The organism is Paraburkholderia kirstenboschensis, assembly GCF_904848585.1.
Classification (GTDB): domain Bacteria; phylum Pseudomonadota; class Gammaproteobacteria; order Burkholderiales; family Burkholderiaceae; genus Paraburkholderia; species Paraburkholderia kirstenboschensis.
Genome location: NZ_CAJHCR010000024.1, coordinates 54,661 through 72,467, shown reverse-complemented (window position 1 = coordinate 72,467; position 17,807 = coordinate 54,661). Strand labels below are relative to the sequence as shown.

The 17,807-nt window shown below is 61.9% G+C and carries 17 protein-coding genes; 14 read left to right on the top strand and 3 right to left on the bottom strand.

All coding sequences use genetic code 11. From position 1 onward, the window contains the following. Window positions 1-52: 52 nt before the first annotated feature. The 6 genes from JMY24_RS34630 to moaD all read left to right on the top strand — a co-directional run bounded on the left by JMY24_RS34630 (window position 53) and on the right by moaD (window position 6,268). The gene (locus JMY24_RS34630) at window positions 53-2,380 is read left to right on the top strand and encodes an FdhF/YdeP family oxidoreductase (protein WP_128597788.1); all 2,328 of its coding nucleotides are present in this window, start codon (window positions 53-55) and stop codon (window positions 2,378-2,380) included. A 58-nt stretch (window positions 2,381-2,438) separates the two neighbouring features. Further along, window positions 2,439-3,833: a cytochrome ubiquinol oxidase subunit I gene (locus tag JMY24_RS34625; protein ID WP_128597787.1), complete on the top strand. Its 1,395-nt coding sequence runs from the start codon at window positions 2,439-2,441 to the stop codon at window positions 3,831-3,833. Between the two features lie 45 nt (window positions 3,834-3,878). Further along, complete coding sequence (cydB, locus tag JMY24_RS34620; RefSeq protein ID WP_128597786.1) at window positions 3,879-4,865, top strand: cytochrome d ubiquinol oxidase subunit II; 987 nt, start codon at window positions 3,879-3,881, stop codon at window positions 4,863-4,865. Window positions 4,866-5,335: 470 nt separating this feature from the next. Beyond that, window positions 5,336-5,686, top strand: coding sequence for a hypothetical protein (locus JMY24_RS34615; protein ID WP_164853798.1), 351 nt, complete (start codon window positions 5,336-5,338; stop codon window positions 5,684-5,686). 34 nt (window positions 5,687-5,720) lie between these two features. Further along, window positions 5,721-5,942, top strand: coding sequence for a molybdenum cofactor biosynthesis protein MoaE (locus tag JMY24_RS34610; protein ID WP_236597665.1), 222 nt, complete (start codon window positions 5,721-5,723; stop codon window positions 5,940-5,942). Window positions 5,943-6,010: 68 nt separating this feature from the next. Continuing rightward, window positions 6,011-6,268 carry a molybdopterin converting factor subunit 1 gene (gene moaD / locus JMY24_RS34605; RefSeq protein WP_128597784.1) on the top strand — a complete coding sequence of 86 codons (258 nt, stop codon included), beginning with the start codon at window positions 6,011-6,013 and terminating at the stop codon, window positions 6,266-6,268. A 102-nt stretch (window positions 6,269-6,370) separates the two neighbouring features. Here moaD and JMY24_RS34600 read toward each other — a convergent pair whose 3' ends face one another. After that, the gene (locus JMY24_RS34600) at window positions 6,371-7,561 is read right to left on the bottom strand and encodes a D-alanyl-D-alanine carboxypeptidase family protein (protein ID WP_128598412.1); all 1,191 of its coding nucleotides are present in this window, start codon (window positions 7,559-7,561) and stop codon (window positions 6,371-6,373) included. Between the two features lie 469 nt (window positions 7,562-8,030). On the opposite strand from JMY24_RS34600, the gene JMY24_RS34595 reads away from it, so the two are divergent. The 4 genes from JMY24_RS34595 to JMY24_RS34580 all read left to right on the top strand — a co-directional run bounded on the left by JMY24_RS34595 (window position 8,031) and on the right by JMY24_RS34580 (window position 11,786). Next, on the top strand, window positions 8,031-9,251 hold the full coding sequence (locus tag JMY24_RS34595) for an SAM-dependent methyltransferase (RefSeq protein ID WP_201703755.1): 1,221 nt from the start codon (window positions 8,031-8,033) through the stop codon (window positions 9,249-9,251). 162 nt (window positions 9,252-9,413) lie between these two features. Further along, on the top strand, window positions 9,414-9,989 hold the full coding sequence (locus JMY24_RS34590; RefSeq protein ID WP_128598413.1) for a TetR/AcrR family transcriptional regulator: 576 nt from the start codon (window positions 9,414-9,416) through the stop codon (window positions 9,987-9,989). Window positions 9,990-10,281: 292 nt separating this feature from the next. Next, entirely contained in the window at window positions 10,282-10,707 is a 426-nt protein-coding gene (locus JMY24_RS34585; RefSeq protein ID WP_128598414.1) for an organic hydroperoxide resistance protein, read from the top strand. Window positions 10,708-10,757: 50 nt separating this feature from the next. After that, window positions 10,758-11,786: an alpha/beta hydrolase gene (locus JMY24_RS34580; RefSeq protein WP_128598415.1), complete on the top strand. Its 1,029-nt coding sequence runs from the start codon at window positions 10,758-10,760 to the stop codon at window positions 11,784-11,786. Between the two features lie 273 nt (window positions 11,787-12,059). Here the strand turns inward: JMY24_RS34580 and JMY24_RS34575 are convergent, their stop codons facing one another. Both JMY24_RS34575 and JMY24_RS34570 read right to left on the bottom strand, forming a co-directional pair. Continuing rightward, window positions 12,060-12,497: a lysozyme family protein gene (locus JMY24_RS34575; protein WP_128598416.1), complete on the bottom strand. Its 438-nt coding sequence runs from the start codon at window positions 12,495-12,497 to the stop codon at window positions 12,060-12,062. A gap of 34 nt (window positions 12,498-12,531) precedes the next feature. Continuing rightward, window positions 12,532-13,074, bottom strand: coding sequence for a hypothetical protein (locus tag JMY24_RS34570; protein ID WP_201703773.1), 543 nt, complete (start codon window positions 13,072-13,074; stop codon window positions 12,532-12,534). Window positions 13,075-13,506: 432 nt separating this feature from the next. On the opposite strand from JMY24_RS34570, the gene JMY24_RS34565 reads away from it, so the two are divergent. The 4 genes from JMY24_RS34565 to tcuB all read left to right on the top strand — a co-directional run bounded on the left by JMY24_RS34565 (window position 13,507) and on the right by tcuB (window position 17,760). Next, complete coding sequence (locus tag JMY24_RS34565) at window positions 13,507-13,713, top strand: DUF6494 family protein (protein ID WP_116120373.1); 207 nt, start codon at window positions 13,507-13,509, stop codon at window positions 13,711-13,713. Between the two features lie 420 nt (window positions 13,714-14,133). Next, on the top strand, window positions 14,134-15,054 hold the full coding sequence (locus JMY24_RS34560) for a LysR family transcriptional regulator (protein WP_128598418.1): 921 nt from the start codon (window positions 14,134-14,136) through the stop codon (window positions 15,052-15,054). Window positions 15,055-15,149: 95 nt separating this feature from the next. Beyond that, on the top strand, window positions 15,150-16,559 hold the full coding sequence (tcuA, locus tag JMY24_RS34555; protein ID WP_128598419.1) for an FAD-dependent tricarballylate dehydrogenase TcuA: 1,410 nt from the start codon (window positions 15,150-15,152) through the stop codon (window positions 16,557-16,559). A 58-nt stretch (window positions 16,560-16,617) separates the two neighbouring features. Next, window positions 16,618-17,760: a tricarballylate utilization 4Fe-4S protein TcuB gene (tcuB, locus tag JMY24_RS34550; protein ID WP_236597668.1), complete on the top strand. Its 1,143-nt coding sequence runs from the start codon at window positions 16,618-16,620 to the stop codon at window positions 17,758-17,760. Window positions 17,761-17,807: the final 47 nt, after the last annotated feature.

The following is a 17,807-nucleotide window of genomic DNA, read 5'->3' as shown; positions in this document are numbered from 1 at the left end:
GGCGCTGTCGAAAAAAGACCGGGGCCCGCGCGAAATCAACGGAGCAAAGGGCATGGGCAAGGCAAAGCAAAAGGGCAAAATCGAGGCGTATCACCACCCCGCCGCCGGCTGGGGCGCACTGAAGTACGTCGCCATCAATCTGATCAAGGAACGCGTTGCCGGCGGCAACTACCGTACCCTGTTCAAGCAGAACCAGCCGGACGGCTTCGATTGCCCAGGCTGCGCGTGGCCCGATCGCCAACACGCGTCGACATTCGAGTTCTGCGAGAACGGCGTGAAAGCCGTCGCGGCCGAAGCCACGACCAAGCGCGTCACACCAGCGTCTTTCGAGGCGAACACGGTCGAATCGCTCATGAAGCAAACGGACTATGAACTCGAGCAGCACGGCCGGCTCACCGACCCGATGGTGTACGACGACCGCACGGACCGCTACCGGGCCATAGCCTGGGACGACGCCTTCGCGCTCATTGCAAGGCATCTCAACCAGCTGGATTCGCCGGACGAAGCCGCGTTCTACACGTCGGGACGCGCGAGCAACGAGGCCGCGTTCCTCTACCAGCTGTTCGTGCGCATGTACGGCACGAACAATTTCCCCGACTGCTCGAATATGTGCCACGAAGCAACCAGCCGCGGCCTGCCGACGACGGTAGGCGTAGGCAAGGGCACGGTCACGCTCGACGACTTCGAACTGGCGGACACCATTATCGTCTTCGGGCAAAACCCGGCGACGAACCATCCGCGCATGCTGGGCGAACTGCGTGAAGCGTCGCGCCGCGGCGCCACGATCGTATCGGTGAATCCGCTGCGCGAACGCGGTCTTGAACGCTTCGCGAGCCCGCAGCATCCGGTCGAAATGCTAACTTTCAGCAGCACGAAGATCGCGTCGACGTTCATCCAGCCGAAACTGGGCGGAGACTTCGCGCTCATCAAGGGCGTAGCCAAGCATCTCATCGAGCTCGACGACGAGGCGATTGAAAGCCGCAAGGAACGCCTGCTCGATCTCAACTTCATCAACCAGCACACCGTCGGCTTTAGCGCGTTCGCCGACGACCTACGGAACGAAAGCTGGCCGCTTCTCGAAGCGCAGTCCGGCGTCGCCCGCGAAGACGTCGAAGGCCTCGCGCGCATCTATGCCAACGGCAAGCGCGTGATCGCCACCTGGGGCATGGGCATTACGCAGCACAAGCATTCCGTGCAGACCGTGCACATGCTCTCAAATCTGCTGATGATGCGCGGCAATATCGGCCGCGAGGGCGCCGGCCTGTGTCCCGTGCGCGGCCACTCGAACGTGCAGGGCAACCGGACCGTGGGCATCGAGGACAAGCCCACGCAGGCGTTCCTCGACCGGCTGGGCAAGGTGTTCGACTTCGATCCACCGCGCGAGCATGGTCTCGACGTCGTCGAGACGGTCGAGCACATGATCGAAGGCAAAGTGAAGGTGTTCATGGGGCTGGGCGGCAACTTCGCCATGGCGACCCCGGACACGCGTCGGACCTTCGACGGCCTGCGTTCCTGCGACCTCACGGTCCACATCACGACCAAGCTCAACCGCAGCCATCTTGTACACGGTACCAATGCGCTGATCCTGCCCACGCTCGGTCGCACCGAGATAGATGTGCAGAACGGCATCGCTCAGGGTGTCACGGTCGAAGACTCGATGAGCATGGTTCACATATCGTATGGCATGAACAAGCCAGCCTCGCCGAACCTGATGTCCGAAACGGCAATCGTCGCGAACATCGCGCACGCCACGCTCGGCGACGAGAAGGTGGACTGGCTCGCGTATGCCCGCGACTACGCGAAGGTCCGCGACGCCATCGAGCAGGCCATCGAGGGCTTTGACCGGTACAACGAGCGCATCCAGCACCCGGGCGGCTTCCATCTGCACGTGGCCGCGCGCGAGCGCGACTGGAAGACCTCGACCGGCAAGGCGAACTTCGTCGTACACGCCGTGCAGCAGGACACGCCGATCGCCCGTGCAAAGGCGATTCACGGCGAACGCCTGATGACGCTGATGACCACGCGCTCTCACGACCAGTACAACACGACGGTCTACGCGCTCGACGATCGCTATCGCGGCGTCTTCGGCCAGCGCCGCGTCGTTTTCATCAATCCGACCGACATAGCCATGCTCGGTTTGAAGAACGGCGACTGGGTCGACATGACCACGGTCTGGGACGACGGTATCGAACGCCGTGCGGACCACTTCCGCCTCGTCGAATACGACATTCCGCGCGGCTGCATCGGGGCGTACTACCCGGAGACGAATCCGCTGGTTCCGCTGTCAAGCGTGGGCGATGTCTGCAACACCCCGACCTCGAAGTCGATCCCCGTGTTGTTGCACCGTTCGTCCGAGCCGCCCGTGCTGGCTGCATTCTGACCCCCACTGCGGAGTCTAGTCGCGCGCTTTCCTGTTCTCTAATCACCTGGTGTTCACCATGTCTGTCGAAGCCCTGAATCTGGCCCGCGGCCAGTTCGCCTTGACCGCGATCTTCCATATACTCTGGCCGATCCTCACGATCAGCCTGTCCGCCTTTCTGCTCGTCGTCGAAAGCCTTTGGGTCAAGACGAGCGACGTCGTCTGGTATCGCCACGCGCGGTTCTGGAGCAAGCTGCTGCTGCTGAACTTCGCCGTCGGCGTCGTGAGCGGCATTCCCCTGGAATTCGAGTTCGGGACGAACTGGGGACCGTTTTCCCAATACACCGGCCAGTTCTTCGGCAATATCCTCGGCTTCGAGGGGGCCCTAGCGTTCATGCTGGAGGCGGGCTTCGTCGGCATCATGATGCTCGGATGGGGTCGCGTGCCCAGGGGCGTGCACCTGTTCGCCACCGCGATGGTCGCGTTCGGCTCGTCCCTCTCCGCTTTCTGGATCATGGTGGCGAACTCGTGGCTGCAAACGCCGAGCGGCGTGGCCGTGGTGGACGGCAAGCTCGTCGTCACCGACTACCTCAAGGCGATCTTCAGCCCGGACATGCCTTGGGGCGCGTCGCACATGTGGTTCGCCGCACTCGAAACGGGCCTCATCGTGATCGCCGGCATCTCGGCGTACTACCTGTTCAAGCGTCGCGATCCGGCGTTCTTTGTCCGCTCGTTCAAGCTCGCGCTCCTGCTGCTGGTATTCGTCGCGCCCGTGCAGATCTGGCTCGGCGATTCGAGCGGCGTCGACGTCTTCAAAACGCAGCCGGCCAAGGGCGCCGCGATCGAGGGCCACTGGGAAACGAACGCACCCGGTACCGGTGCGAGCTGGTCGCTCCTTGCGTGGCCGGATGCCGCCAAACAACGCAACGACTGGTCGCTTGAAGTGCCCGGCCTGCTAAGCGTTCTCGGCACGCACAGCCTGCACGGTCAGGTCACGGGCCTGAGAGACATTCCCGTCCAGAATCAGCCGCCGATGATCCCGCTGCTTTACTACGCGTTTCGCGTCATGGCCGGGATCGGTTTCCTGTTGATGGTGCTCGCATTCTGGACCCTCTACGCATTGCGCAAGTCGGGCCGCCACCTCGACAAGCTGCTTGCACAGCGCAAGCTGCTGCTCGCCTGGGTGCTGGCGATCCCGCTGCCGTACATTGCCGTCGAAAGCGGGTGGATCGTGCGCGAGGTGGGCCGCCAGCCGTGGCTCGTCTACGGTCTGCTGCGCACCGAGCATGCGGCCTCCGCCATTCCGGCCGGCACCGTTTTGGGCAGCATGATCATGTTCTGCGCCTTGTTCGTCATCCTGATCGTGTCGTTCTTCGTGTTCGCCCGGCGCTGGCTGCGTCAAGGTCCGGATCTCGACCTGATGCCGCCGGCCGAGCCCGCACGCCAGGCCGTCGCGCACGCCGTCGACTATTGATCTGCGCCGTCTCCCCAGTTCGCTTTGACCTTACAGGAAATCATCATGACCCCCGCATCAACCCAGGACCTGTTGAATCACGCATGGTTCGGGCTCATCGGCCTGATGCTCGTGCTCTACGTCGTCACGGACGGCTTTGACCTCGGCGTGGGCGTGCTCACGCTGCTGCAGCGCCGCGAGAGCGACCGCGACCTCATGGTCCAGTCCATCGGCCACGTCTGGGACGCCAACGAAACCTGGCTCGTCGTGCTCGGCGGCGCCCTCTTTGGCGCCTTTCCGGCAGCCTATGCGATGATCCTCTCTGATCTCTACGTCCCCGTGATGGTGCTGATCGCGAGCTTCATCATGCGTGGCGCGGCCATCGAGTTCCGTCACTCGGCCCACTCGAGCAAGATCGTGTGGGACCGCGTTTTCGGCATCGGCAGCCTGCTCGCCGCGGTCTCGCAAGGCATCGTGCTCGGCAAGATTCTTACCGGCTTCGTGCCGGGCGCCTCGAGCCTCGGCTTCGTCGCAGTCACGGCGATCGGCGTCGTATCCGGTTATTGCCTGCTCGGCGCGACCTGGCTCGTGAAGAAGACCACGGGCGGTCTCGAGAGCTCAGCGCGCCGCTACGCCATCGTTTCTGTCTTCACGACCGTGGCCGCGGCCCTGGTGGTTTCGATCGCGACGCTGAAGCTGAGCCCGGTCGGCGTGACGCGCTGGCAGGAACAGGGCGTCTTCCATCTGCTGATCGCGCTCGCGGTGCTCGCTGCGCTGGCATTCCTGTATGTGCTTTACGCGATCCACATGCGCGGCGAACACGGCCCGTTCGTGGGGGCGACGCTGCTCTTCGTGATCTCGTTCGCAGGGCTCGCCGTCAGTCTGTTCCCGTACATCGTGCCGGGCCAGCTGACCGTTGCCGCCGCCGCCTCGGGTAGCGCGACGCTCACTTTCATGCTCTTCGGCATCGGCACCGTCTTCCCGATCATGGTCGGCTACAATCTTTACCAATACCATCTATTCCGCGGCAAGCTGGTGCCGGTCAAGCACTAGGCGGCCACCGCGCTACGCCAACAACGCCTTGCGCGCGGAACACCGTGCGCAAGGCATCTTTGTCAGTGTCACCGCCGGCGAAGCGTCACCGGCAAGCGACCCTTCGGGCGCGCCGGTGCCCGAAGAAGCGCTCGACGAAGCCACCAGCGCACCTCGGACTACGGCCGCGAGCAGACTCGCGCTCCCTCCATCGACCAGTCAAGCGATGCCTGACACTCTCAGCTTCGACGACGTCCAGCGCTGCCACGCGCGTCTTCACGGGTCACCTGGTGCCGCTCGCGGCCGACAAGTTGCAATGCAGGAGCATGCCAGCGAGGCCGATGAAACCGCAACATGAGACGCGCCGGTGCTAGCTGGCGCGCCCATTCGCCGGCGCGGCGAAGAAGTGCGCGCGGGACAACCGATGCTATCGGCCGGATTACGCATCGAGCCGGCGCATATCGGCGTCGCGGCCGAACAGGGGCATCGACATGCTCGATGTCTTCGCGACGTTGCGCGGGGGCATCCTGATTTCGGGCGACGACGGACGTGCGATCCACGCGACCCTGCGCGCATTGCTTGCGCAGTCCGACCTGATCGTGACAACGGGCGGCGCGTTGACGTCGCTCGGAGCTCCCTTCGTTCTGCGCGGCGTGCGCATGAAGCCCGGCAAGCCGGCCGCCTCGCGCGCTTCTTCGCGGGCATCGTCCGGCTTTGGAGGCCAGTGCAGTGAAGCACGCTGCCCTACCTTTTCACCAGCTACGGACTCTCGAAGATATCGTGAACGCGATCGCCGCCCCCCATCGCCGATGCGGCCGTACCCCAGCGTAGATTGGCCATGACGCCCGTTCTCGACTCGCTCCCGCGCCCTTCGCGATGCAGGTCTCGGCCACGTCGAGGTGCGGTGCGGTGAAGGTCGTCCACCGGATCAGCCGCGTCGCGCTCCGCCATGCCGTCGCGATCGTGGCCGTGCCGCATCGTGCGGCCGCGTTCAGGGTGTGCGAGTTCGTGACGGACTTTCGGAAGGCATACGCCGCTCTGGAGGAAACAGGTCCGCCGCGACGGCTCCGCCGAGTGGGTCGAAACCAGAACGCGTGACGAACGGGCCATGATGCGAAGGGGCTGACTTCGCCTTGCCCCACCGCCCACGCAACAGGAATGCAACGATGAAACTCATCATCAAGTATTTCGCGAGCATTCGCGAACAGATTGGCATCGAGCACGAAACCGTCGATATCGACGCGCCGCATCTGACGATGGACGCCCTACGGGCGAGACTCGCCTCGCGCAACGCGCGGATGGCCGACGCCCTGAGCGAGGGTCGCCCGGTGCGCACAGCGGTCAACCACGAGTTGGTGGCTGGCACGTTCGTCGTGCGCCAGGACAGCGAAGTCGCGTTTTTCCCACCTGTCACCGGCGGCTGACGAGGACGGCCAACGCAGGCCGCACCACGGCGCGCATCCGCGCACGGGCGCCGTCGCCCGGCATGCTGGCGGAGGACGCCTCGTGCGAGGCCCCCGATCCCGTCAGCCGGGCCGATTGAGGTGCAGCAGCATGAAGTCCCACGCTCGCGCAAGGAGTCCGGCCTGCGGAACTGCGTCGAGCACGACAAGCGGTGCCTGTGCGAGAACCCGGCCGTCTGTTGAGACGAGCTCGACCTTCCCCACCTTCTGATCTGCGGCGAGCGGCGCGACGAGCGGTAACACGATTGAGACCTTCGGCTTGACGCCGCGATCCTGACCGACGGGCACGGTCAGCACCAGGTCCTTCGCCACGCCCACCCTAACGCTCAATGCGGTGCCCTCGTAGAGGCGGGACGTCTCGACCGCCTGACCGGCCTTATAGAACACGACTTCCTCGAACGCATCGTAGGCGAAGTCGAGCATTCTCAGGCTGTCGCGCACACGGTCGGATCCCGTCCGGTCGCCCATCACGACACTGAGGACACGCCGCGTTTTGCCGGGGGCGCCGCGTACGGGCCGCAGAGCGCTGGCGATCAGGCAATACCCGGCGGCGTCGGTATGTCCGGTCTTGAGGCCGTCAACAGTCGGATCGAGCCAGAGCAGGCGATTACGGTTTAGCTGCCGGATGTTGTCGTAGCTGAACGTCCTGACCGAAAAGATTGGATAGTCTTGCGGGAAATCGTGAATCAGACGCATCGCGAGAATCGCCAGATCGCCTGCCGTCGTGTAGTGATTCGGTTCAGGCATGCCGTTGACGTCCGCAAAGTGCGTGTGGCTCATCCCTATCGCCTGGGCCTGGGCATTCATCATGTCGACGAAATGCGATTGCGTGCCGCCCACGACTTCCGCCAGTGCAATCGCGGCATCGTTGCCGGACTCTACAATCAACCCGTAGAGCAGGTCGTGCACGGACACCGGCTTGTTCGGCTCGATGAACATCCTCGATTCGTCCTTGCCGACCGAGCGAACGGCATCGCTGGGCAACACCGTTTCGTCCATGCGGATTTTATTGTCCTGCAGCGCCTGAAAGACCAGATACGCCGTCATGATTTTCGTGAGCGACGCTGGCTCCATGCGCGCCTCGGCGTTCTGCGAGGCGAGGATCTGATTGCTCGACGAGTCCAATAAGACCCAGGCGCGCGCGTTGACCGCGGGCGGTGCGGTCTGGGCCGATACGCGATTCGAAAGCAGCGCGATCGAGCAAAGCGACGCGAGGAAGACATATCTCTTACGAAGGGGCTTGCACAGAGTCATACGCTCCTTGTGACGTTCAGTGTTGCTGGAAGGTGGTAAGGCAGTAGCAACGCGCGCACGCAACCGCGCGGTGCGCATCCGTCTTCATCCGGCCGATTGCGGGACAAGTACGGTAAAGGGCAGCCCGTGCGCCCCGGAAGTCCCGTTTCCAGAATACTGTTTTGCGCGCTGGGCACCGCACTGACGCACAGACGCCACCTCGCGGCAACTCACCATCTTCGAAAATCTGCCTTGCGCAACCGGTATAGCGGTCCCCAAACCACGCGTCCTAGACTACACGGGCCGGCTTCTGCTCCCTTGCTCTCCGTCGATCGGGTGGACAGCGGATCGGGGCGCCCAATGTCCAGACTGCTCGCGTCGCATGGCCAAGGGGCGCCGGCTCGGATGCACCCGCGGGCTCGCCTCTTCACGCACGGTGCCCGACGGGCAGCCAGGCTGACTTCGCTACAACGGAAAAAGGAGAATCTCGATGCTTTTTGCAAAAAAACTGGCCCACTGGTCGGAGGAGATACGGTCGACGTCAAACCTTCCAGCGCGCCTTGTGTTGTGGAATGGTGAGCATTTCGATTTTGGGACGTTCGCTGAGCCTCGTGTCACGCTGAACGTCAGGAGCGCATCCGCGTTGCCGTTGCTCCTCGATCCGAGTCTCGACAATCTCGGCGAAGCCTACGTGAACGGCAAGATCGATATTGAAGGCAAACTCACGGACATCATCGACATCGGGTATGCGCTCGCCGGTAGCACCGTGACGGACACGCTCCCTGCTGTGCGCGCCATGCGCGCCATGAGCCACACGAGGCGGTCCGACAAGCGGGCAATCCAGTATCACTACGATGTCTCGAACGAGTTCTACCAACTGTGGCTCGACGAAAACATGGTCTACTCGTGCGCGTACTTCGAGAACGGCGATGAAGACCTCGCCGCCGCGCAACTCAAGAAGATCGACCATATCCTCACCAAGATCCAGTTGCGGCCCGGACAACGCCTGCTCGACATCGGCTGCGGCTGGGGTGCGCTCGTGCTGCGCGCGGCCCAGAAATTCGGCGCGCGCTGTGTGGGTATTACGCTTTCGCAGAGCCAGTTCGATCTCGCCGCTGCGCGCGTAAAAGCAGCCAGAGTCGAGGACCGCATCGAGATCCGCCTGCAGGACTATCGCGACGTCGAAGGCCAATTCGACCGCATCACAAGTGTCGGCATGTTCGAGCACGTCGGCTGCAGGAATCTGCCTGACTATTTCTCTCGGATCCGCGCGTTGCTCCTCGACGACGGCATCGCGATGAACCATGGGATCATCTCCACCGGCGCGGACAGTCGCGAGACCGGCCTCGGCGGCAGCGAGTTCATCGACCGCTACGTGTTCCCGGACGGCGAGCTGCCAAACATCAGTCTCGCGCTCGAGGCGCTGCAGAGCGGCGGACTGGAGGCGGTCGACATCGAGAACCTGAGGCGACATTATGCCCGCACGCTCAACACCTGGAGCGGGAACTTCGAGGCGCAAGCGGAGCAGGCCAGGAAGCTCGTCGACGACGTCAAGTTCCGCATCTGGCGCGTCTATCTGGCAGGTTGCGCCTACGCGTTTGAGCACGACGACGTCTCGATCTACCAGATCGTCTGCCGCAAGGCCGGGCGTAGCGCGGCGACGCTGCCGTGGTCGCGCCGATACATGTACGAGCACACACTGCCGCGCTAGCGCATTGGCCCGGATCGATACACGCGGGCGCGCGGTGTCAGCGTGCGAAAGAACGCACGGCGCGGACATGCGGCCTTTCCAATCCGACCCATCGAGCTCTGACACGACATAGTTAGAGAAATCCCCCTTGACTGACTATCTATGAGTAGATACAGTAAGCCTATGGACACGACATCAACAGTACGCGAGCAGATTCTCGACCACGCGATCACGCTGATCATGCTCCGCGGTTACAACGGCTTTAGCTACCGCGATCTATCGGAACTGGTCGGCGTGAAGACGTCGAGTATCCACTACTACTTCCCGTCGAAGGACGATCTGGTACTTGAAGCGGTCAATGAGTACAGCAGCGAAGTACTCAATACCGTCAAGGCAATCGACGCAGCATTGCCGGCCGATGCGAAGCTCAGCAAATATACGAAGTTGTTTGGCAGGACCCTGGGGGACGGCAATCAGATTTGTCTGTGCGGCATGCTCGCAGCCGACATCGAGTCGCTGCCGGACAACATCCGGCACTCGATACAGGCTTTTTTCAAGGCCAACGAAAACTGGCTGGCGAAAGTGCTCGCGCAAGGTGCGCAGGAGCGTACGCTGACGGTCAACGGCAAACCCGAAAGTGCCGCGCGCGCGCTCTTCGCGGCTTATCAGGGCAGCGTGCTGGCAAGCCGGTTGTTTAAGACGAAGGCCCGGCTCGAAGATATCGAGGCTACCTTGAAAGTGAGTGCGGTAAAGCGGTAGTGCAGTAAAGCTGTAAGGTGAGGTGGTGATTCATCTCTTTAATTTGACCACCTATCTATCTTCGCGTAGATAGACTAGATTAGACAGAAACGAGGACGTCATATCTCCCTTCGTCGATTTGTCTATCTATCAGTAGATGCATATGAACGGATCAATGACCATGAACACGAAACTGATTGGAACTTTTGTACTGACTGGCGTCATCGCCGCCCGCCCATAGACGGATGGCGGCCGCGCTGAACACGCACCATCGACTATCTCCTCAACTACATCTTTGTATTGGAGCCTCACCATGTCACTCGAAAAAATTCTCTATCGCGCTCACGCCCACGCCACAGGCGGTCGCGACGGCCGTGCTGTCGTCCCCGAAGGCAAGCTCGACTTCGGGCTCACCACTCCCAAGGAACTGGGGGGGACAGGCGGTGAAGGCGCCAATCCCGAACAGCTGTTCGCCGCCGGCTACAGCGCGTGCTTTCTCGGCGCGATGAAGTTCGTCGCTGCCCGCGACAAGATCGCCATCCCGGCGGATGTCTCGATTGACGGCAGCGTCGGCATAGGCGCCCTCCCGAACGGTTTCGGCATCGAGGTCGAACTGAAGATCGCGCTGCCCGGCATGGAGCGCGCAGCGGCACAAGTCCTGGTCGACAAGGCTCATATCGTCTGCCCGTACTCCAACGCTACGCGCGGCAACATCGACGTCACGCTCGCCCTCGTTTGATCCCTTTCGTGACGACCATCGTCTAACCCAATCTGAAGAGAGCATCCCCCATGAAACCATTCAAGTCCCTGCCGGTCGCTGTCGCCCTTGCTGCCAGCACTACGTTTGCAGTCGCGGCGAACTCCGCTGCGCCAGCTACGCCCGACCACGTAACGAGCCAGTTCCTCCAGGCGCTGAACAGCGGCACCGGGCCCGCCATCAACACGCTGCCGCCAACGAAGGCGCGTGAGGTACTGATCGACGCGCAGAATGGTGTAAAGGTCGATCTATCCGGAATCGATGTGTCTAGCAAGGACATCGAACAGGACGGCATCTCCGTGCCGTTGACGATCGTGCGCCCTAAAGGGGCGACAGGCACCCTGCCGGTGTTCATGTTCTTCCACGGCGGCGGCTGGATTCTCGGCGACTTCCAGACGCACGAGCGTCTGGTGCGCGACCTCGTTGTGCAATCGGGCGCAGTGGCGGTGTTTGTGAACTACACGCCGTCGCCGGAGGCGCATTATCCGGTCGCGATCAATCAGGCCTATGCCGCCACGAAGTGGGTTGCTGCCCATGGCAGTGAAATCGGCGTGGATGGTAGCCGCCTTGCGGTGGTTGGCAACAGCGTCGGCGGCAACATGGCCGCGGTCGTCTCGTTGATGGCGAAGAACAAGCAGGGCCCGGCGATCCGCTTCCAGGGCTTGATGTGGCCGGTGACGGATAACAATTTCGACGATGGATCCTACAACGCCTATGCGGAGGGCCACTTCCTGACGCGCCCCATGATGAAATGGTTCTGGGATGCCTACACGACGGATCAGGCCCAGCGTAACGAGATCTATGCGTCACCGTTGCGTGCCTCGGTGGATCAGTTGAAGGGCCTGCCGCCTGCGCTGATCCAGGTCGCGCAGTTCGACGTTCTGCGCGACGAGGGTGAAGCGTACGGCCGCAAGCTCGACGCAGCGGGTAACGAAGCCGCGACGACCCGTTATGACGGCACCATCCACGACTTCGGTCTGCTGAACGCGCTCGCCGAAGATGCGGAGACAAAAGCCGCGATTCGCCAGCTCGCGAACGAGTTAAAGACACGATTGCAGTAATTGCACATAACCCCGATCGCGGTGCGGTAGCGAAGTGCCACTGCGCGGCGGTCGGCACGACAACCCACCGGCTACGGCCCACGGTCTGCGAACAACGAAGCCGCGTTACGCATGCGTCAGATCATTCGACGCCTTGCGAGACAATCCGGCGCCGCGCCTGGAAATCGTGTAAATGCAGGCCGAGCAGCGCGGGAAGGGACTCACCCCTTGCGCAGACCGATCGAGAACTGCCGTATACTGAGCGCGACGCGCGTAGCCCTTGCTGCCGCCGCTCTAGCGCATTAATGCCAGATTCAGATCGCCTTGCGTCGCGTCGAGATAACCACGAAGGATCGAAGAGCCGATGCGCACGTTCGCGGCGGGGTCGGACAAGTCCTTGTTCAGCGCGATCACCTGCGGATGGGCGGTCGGCAGAACTTTATATGAGGCCTTTCGCACCGGCCGCGCTGATCCGATCAGACGTCCGTCAAACACCACGACATAGCAATCGTCGAGTGTCGCGCGAGCCTTGGTGACCGAAACTGATTGGTCTGTACAGGTGCAATTGAGCCCCATTGCACCGAGTCGGGCGAAAGCACGATGCAACACTGCGGGCAACTCATCAAATGAATCACGCTCTGGATCGAAGCGACGCAGAACGACGCGTCCCATGCCGCGACCAACACAAGTGACATCCACCGATTTCTTCGCTGCTGCACCGTGCTTGGCCATGACCACCTCCGACTGTCATCAAGCTGGCCCCAGTTTAGGTTTTGCTGCTTATGCCTCGCAAGAAAAAATGCCGTAAAAAGCGCCGCTTATACCGGTCAAATCCGTCTTTCCTCGCCCATGATCCGCTGGCCATCCGGCCAGAACTGCCTACATTTGCTTGTGATTGCGTGCAGGCCGGTTGGGGGATGTTTGTCGGCGTCGTCGGTCTGCGTTCGTCAGCGTCGATTTGGCTCAGGTAGACGAACCCAACTAGCGCGACGCCGGCTCCCAAGCGAAAGCGCACCCAGGTCGACATTGCTATGCTGATAGCGCCGGCGAACAGGATAGCGGCAACGGAGCGCGATTGAACGATCCCGTTGGTCCCTCGAACGCAAGCTGCTGCCAGAGAATCGAACGAGTAGGCGCTGATCCAGCGCCGGTGTGCCGCCCCCCAGTCGGGCCGGCCGGTATAGCGCACATCACGGACGTATGTATTATTTATGCGTCCTGCGAGGAAAGGTAACATTTTTCCCTGGACGAAGATGGGCATTAAACTGCCATCGCCGATTCCGCGAACATCAATGAGAGGAGTTGCCATGGTTCTATATCACCGCGGCGCAGTAATTCAGCCCTGCGTCACGAAGCATGGCACAGCCTTTGTAGCGCGTGCATCAATCTTAGCGGAAGGCGGTGAAGCTACTTCACTCGGGAATCTCGGACAGTTCGCGAGTCAAGAATGCGCTTTCGCGTTTGCGGCGCGCAGTGCCACTGCATTCGTGGATGGCGAATCCCTGCCGCGCTCACCTTTTGAACTAGCCCGCGCCGCGTAGCAGTCGCATAACGTGGCGGCAAGATCACGTCCCTCGCCGATGGAGCAGTGAATGCGGAGGTCGAACTCACCACCCTCGGCGGCGACAAGATCGTCGCCATCGTCATCGGGGCAATTGCTCTCGATAGCATGTCGATGCCCGCCGGCTGGGCATAACCTCACTGCCGGAATCTCTCCTTCATCGGAAAATGGGAGCTGTCAATGAATGAAGAAGTCTTCAACCTCAGCATACGCAAGTTCTTAAAAATGGTTGGCGTCAATTCGCAGCGCGAGATCGAGCACGCAGTAGCCAAGGCCCTTGCTGACGGCACCATCGCAGGTACGGAATCGTTTCCCGCAAAAGTAACGCTGGAAGTTGCAGGGCTCAAGCTGAAAGTGGAGTTTGATGGCGAAATCACGCTCCAGTAAGTGCGAGATGACATTTTCTGCACGGCAGCCGCGACGACTATCGGCAACGGTTCGCGACGGTTTTTCGACCAATGTACCTTCGGCGACGTCAACCGCGAAGGATCGCTGTCGCCAAAGGCAGGCACCGGGCCATCTACTGCCCCTTCGACCATGCTTTCGTTCGGGCATTCGAACGTCGGCTTTACCCGGCGGATTCAACCGGTCGATGCAACACAATGAACGTCGCATGAGCTTCGGCCATTGCCCGTGCAGGTAGTTCAACGCCTTCCCACTGATTGGTCGGGAAGCCGATAAGCTCGGGATCGCAATCGGTCCTGGCGTCGCGCTTCTGCCTGTCCCGTTACGTTGCGGGCGCGTTTCGTTTGCCCTTTTCCGTTGCTCTGCGAGAATGCAGCCCATGCAAAGGCTCCGGAGAAACGCATGGAATTGCGACAGTTACGATATTTCGTCAGCGTCGTGGAGCACGGAAGCATGGGCCGCGCGGCGCTCGAACTCGGCGTGGTCACGTCCGCGCTGAGCCAGCAGATCAGCCGGCTGGAGAGCGAGCTATCGACCCGTCTGCTGCAGCGCACGTCTAGCGGCGTTGTGCCAACCGACGCTGGGCTCGCGTTCTGGCGGCAAGCGCAGCTTGCATTGCGTCATGTTGACGATGCAGCGCTTGCCGCCCGGCAGGCCCGTCTTTCGGGCCATGTGAGCGTGGGCCTGGCACCGAGCACCACGGGCGTACTGGGATTGGCCTTCATGCAGGCGATGCGCGAACGCTACCCCGACGTCCGGTTGCGCATGGTCGAGAGTTTGTCGGGGTATCTTGCTTCCATGCTTGGCGCGCGACAGATTGATCTCGCGATCCTGTTCCACGAGGAGCCGGCCCAGCATTGGAGCGTCATACCGTTGCTTGACGAGCGGCTGTTCGTCATCGGCACCAGCACGCTTCACGGCATGCCTGCCGGCTCACAGGTACACATTGCGCAGCTCGGCGAGCTGCCGCTCATACTGCCCAGCGGATCACACGGCCTGCGCGCGCTGCTGACCGCCTCGTTCAAGCGCGCAAGGTACGAGCCGCGCATCGTCGCCGAAGTCGATGGCCTTGGCATGCTGATGGACGCGGTGCGCGGGGGGCTCGGGGCAACGATCCAGCCAGGCGCGGCGCTGGCGCGCCCGGAGAACGCGGCTCTCGTGAGCGTGCAGATAGCGGATGCCGACGCGAGAAGACCGAACCTGATCGTCAGCGTCTCCGATGACGAATTGTCGCCCGCCGGGCTCGCTGCGCGGGTTGTGCTTGCCGATGTCGCCCGGGCAGTCGTAGCCGAAGGCCGCTGGCAGGGCGCGACTCTGCGCTAGAGAACCCTTCACGAAACCTGAAGCCCCCTTTCCGCCTTGCTGATGGCGGCCGGTGTCGCCGCCTTCTACAGTTCGTCTCAAAGGAGACAACTGAGATGATCGACGTTCTCATCATAGGCGGCGGCAATGCGGCGCTATGCGCCGCCCTCATGGCCCGCGAAGCCGGCGCCTCGGTGCAACTGCTCGAATCGGCACCCAGGGAATGGCGCGGCGGCAACTCCCAGCACACACGAAATCTGCGCTGCATGCATGATGCGCCCCACGATGTGCTGGTCGACGCCTATCCCGAAGAAGAATACTGGCAGGACCTGCTCAAGGTCACTGGTGGCCTGACGAACGAGCATCTGGCGCGTCTCGCAATTCGTGCGTCGTCCACTTGCCGCCCGTGGATGCAAAAGCACGGCGTGCGGTTCCAGCCACCCCTGTCAGGCGCGCTGCATGTGGCCCGGACCAACGCGTTTTTCATGGGCGGCGGCAAGGCGCTGGTCAATGCGTACTATCGCAGCGCTGAAGCGTGTGGCGTTCAGATTCGCTACGACACCCCGATAGACGCCATCGAACTCGATGGCGACCGGTTCGTCGCGGCGAGAAGCGGCAAACAACGTTTTGAAGCACGCGCGTGCGTGCTGGCGGCCGGCGGCTTCGAATCCAATCGCGAATGGTTGCGGCAGGCCTGGGGCCAGAATGAACGCGGCGAGTGGCCCGCCGACAACTTCCTGATTCGCGGCACCCGCTTCAACAGGGGCGTATTGCTGAAATTCATGATCGATGCGGGCGCGGATGCAATCGGCGACCCCTCGCAATCGCATTGTGTGGCAATCGACGCACGCGCGCCTTTGTATGACGGTGGAATCTGCACCCGCATCGATTGTGTATCGCTCGGCGTAGTCCTTAACCGCGACGCGAAGCGCTTTTATGACGAGGGCGAGGACTTCTGGCCAAAGCGGTACGCGATCTGGGGCCGCCTTGTCGCGCAGCAGCCCGATCAGATCGGCTACTCGATTATCGATGCCAAGGCCGTGGGCCGATTCATGCCGCCGGTCTTCCCGGGTGAAAGAGCCGACACACTTCCGGAACTCGCCCGAAAACTGAAGCTGCCCGAGTCAACCTTCGTCAAGACGATCGACGCTTACAACGCCGCGTGCAGCAGTGGAACGTTTGACCATACTGCGCTCGATGACTGTCACACCGAAAACCTGCTGCCACCGAAAACTCACTGGGCGCGTCCGATCGATACGCCACCCTTTTACGGCTATGCATTGCGACCCGGCATCACGTTCACGTACCTCGGGCTCAAAGTCAACGACAAAGCGCAGGTGCATTTCGGCGGGCGGCCGAGCGACAACCTTTTCGTAGCAGGCGAAATGATGGCCGGCAATGTGCTCGGCAAGGGTTATACGGCGGGCGTCGGCATGTCAATCGGCACCGCCTTTGGACGCATTGCGGGCGTCGAAGCGGCAGAGGCCGCTACCCAACACAATGGAGTTCACCGTGCACAAGCTTGAAGCACTGGCTCGCGAGGCTCAGGAACTCGCGTCCCCTCCCTCCGATATCCATCGCTCCATGAGCGAGCTGCCGTCCCCGGTCATTCGCGTTCTTCCGTTGACCGGCAACGAAGTTGAAGTCGCAAGACAGATGCAGATATGCAATGCCTGTCGCTATTGCGAAGGATTCTGCGCAGTCTTTCCGGCCATGACGCGTCGACTCGAGTTTGGAAAGGCCGACGTCAATTATCTGGCGAACCTCTGCCATAACTGCGGCGCGTGTTACCACGCGTGCCAGTACGCCCCGCCGCATGAATTCGCGGTCAATGTACCAAAGGCGATGGCTCAGGTTCGGATAGAGACTTACGCCGAATACGCATGGCCCTCCTTCATGGGCGCACTTTACAAGCGCAACGGCCTGACGGTCTCGCTCGCGCTTGCAGCCGGTCTCGCGTTTTTCCTCATCCTCGGCATCTGGATGAAAGGGTCGCTCACCGGCGAGGACCTGGGCGGAAACTTCTATGCTGTGTTCCCGCACAACCTGCTGGCTGCGCTTTTTGGGGCGGTATTCGGCTTTGCGATTCTTGCACTCGGAGCCGGCGTGACGCGATTCTGGCGTGATGTGTCCGCTGGGACGGCGGCATCGGTTCCCGCCGTCGCCGAGGCGACGAAGCACGTGCTTGGACTCACTTACCTCGACGGCGGGCACGGAGACGGCTGCAATGAATCAAGCGACGCGTTCACACTCGCACGCCGCCGCTTTCACCATTTCACGTTCTACGGCTTCATGCTGTGCTTCGCGGCCACCGTCGTCGCAACCTTCTATCACTATGCGCTGGGACGGCACGCTCCCTACGCGTTCTTCACCCTGCCTGTGCTTCTCGGCACTACGGGCGGGATTGGCCTGCTTATTGGGCCGACGGGGCTGCTATGGCTCAACCTGCGCCGCCACCCGAATCACGGCGATGCGAAGCAGAAACCGATGGATAGAGGCTTCATTGCGCTGCTCCTGCTCACCAGTGCAACCGGCCTGGCGCTTCTGGCCTGGCGCGACACCGCTCAAATGGCATGGTTGCTCGCGGCACACCTGGGCGTAGTCATGGCGCTCTTCGCCACGCTGCCGTACGGCAAATTTGCCCACGGAGTCTATCGGTCGGCCGCGCTCCTGAAGTCGTCGATAGAAAAGCGACAGGTCAACACCCTGCAAACCGGGTCCGACTGACGCAAACCGGTCGAACGCTCTCGACCGGCGGTTATGCCATAGAAATA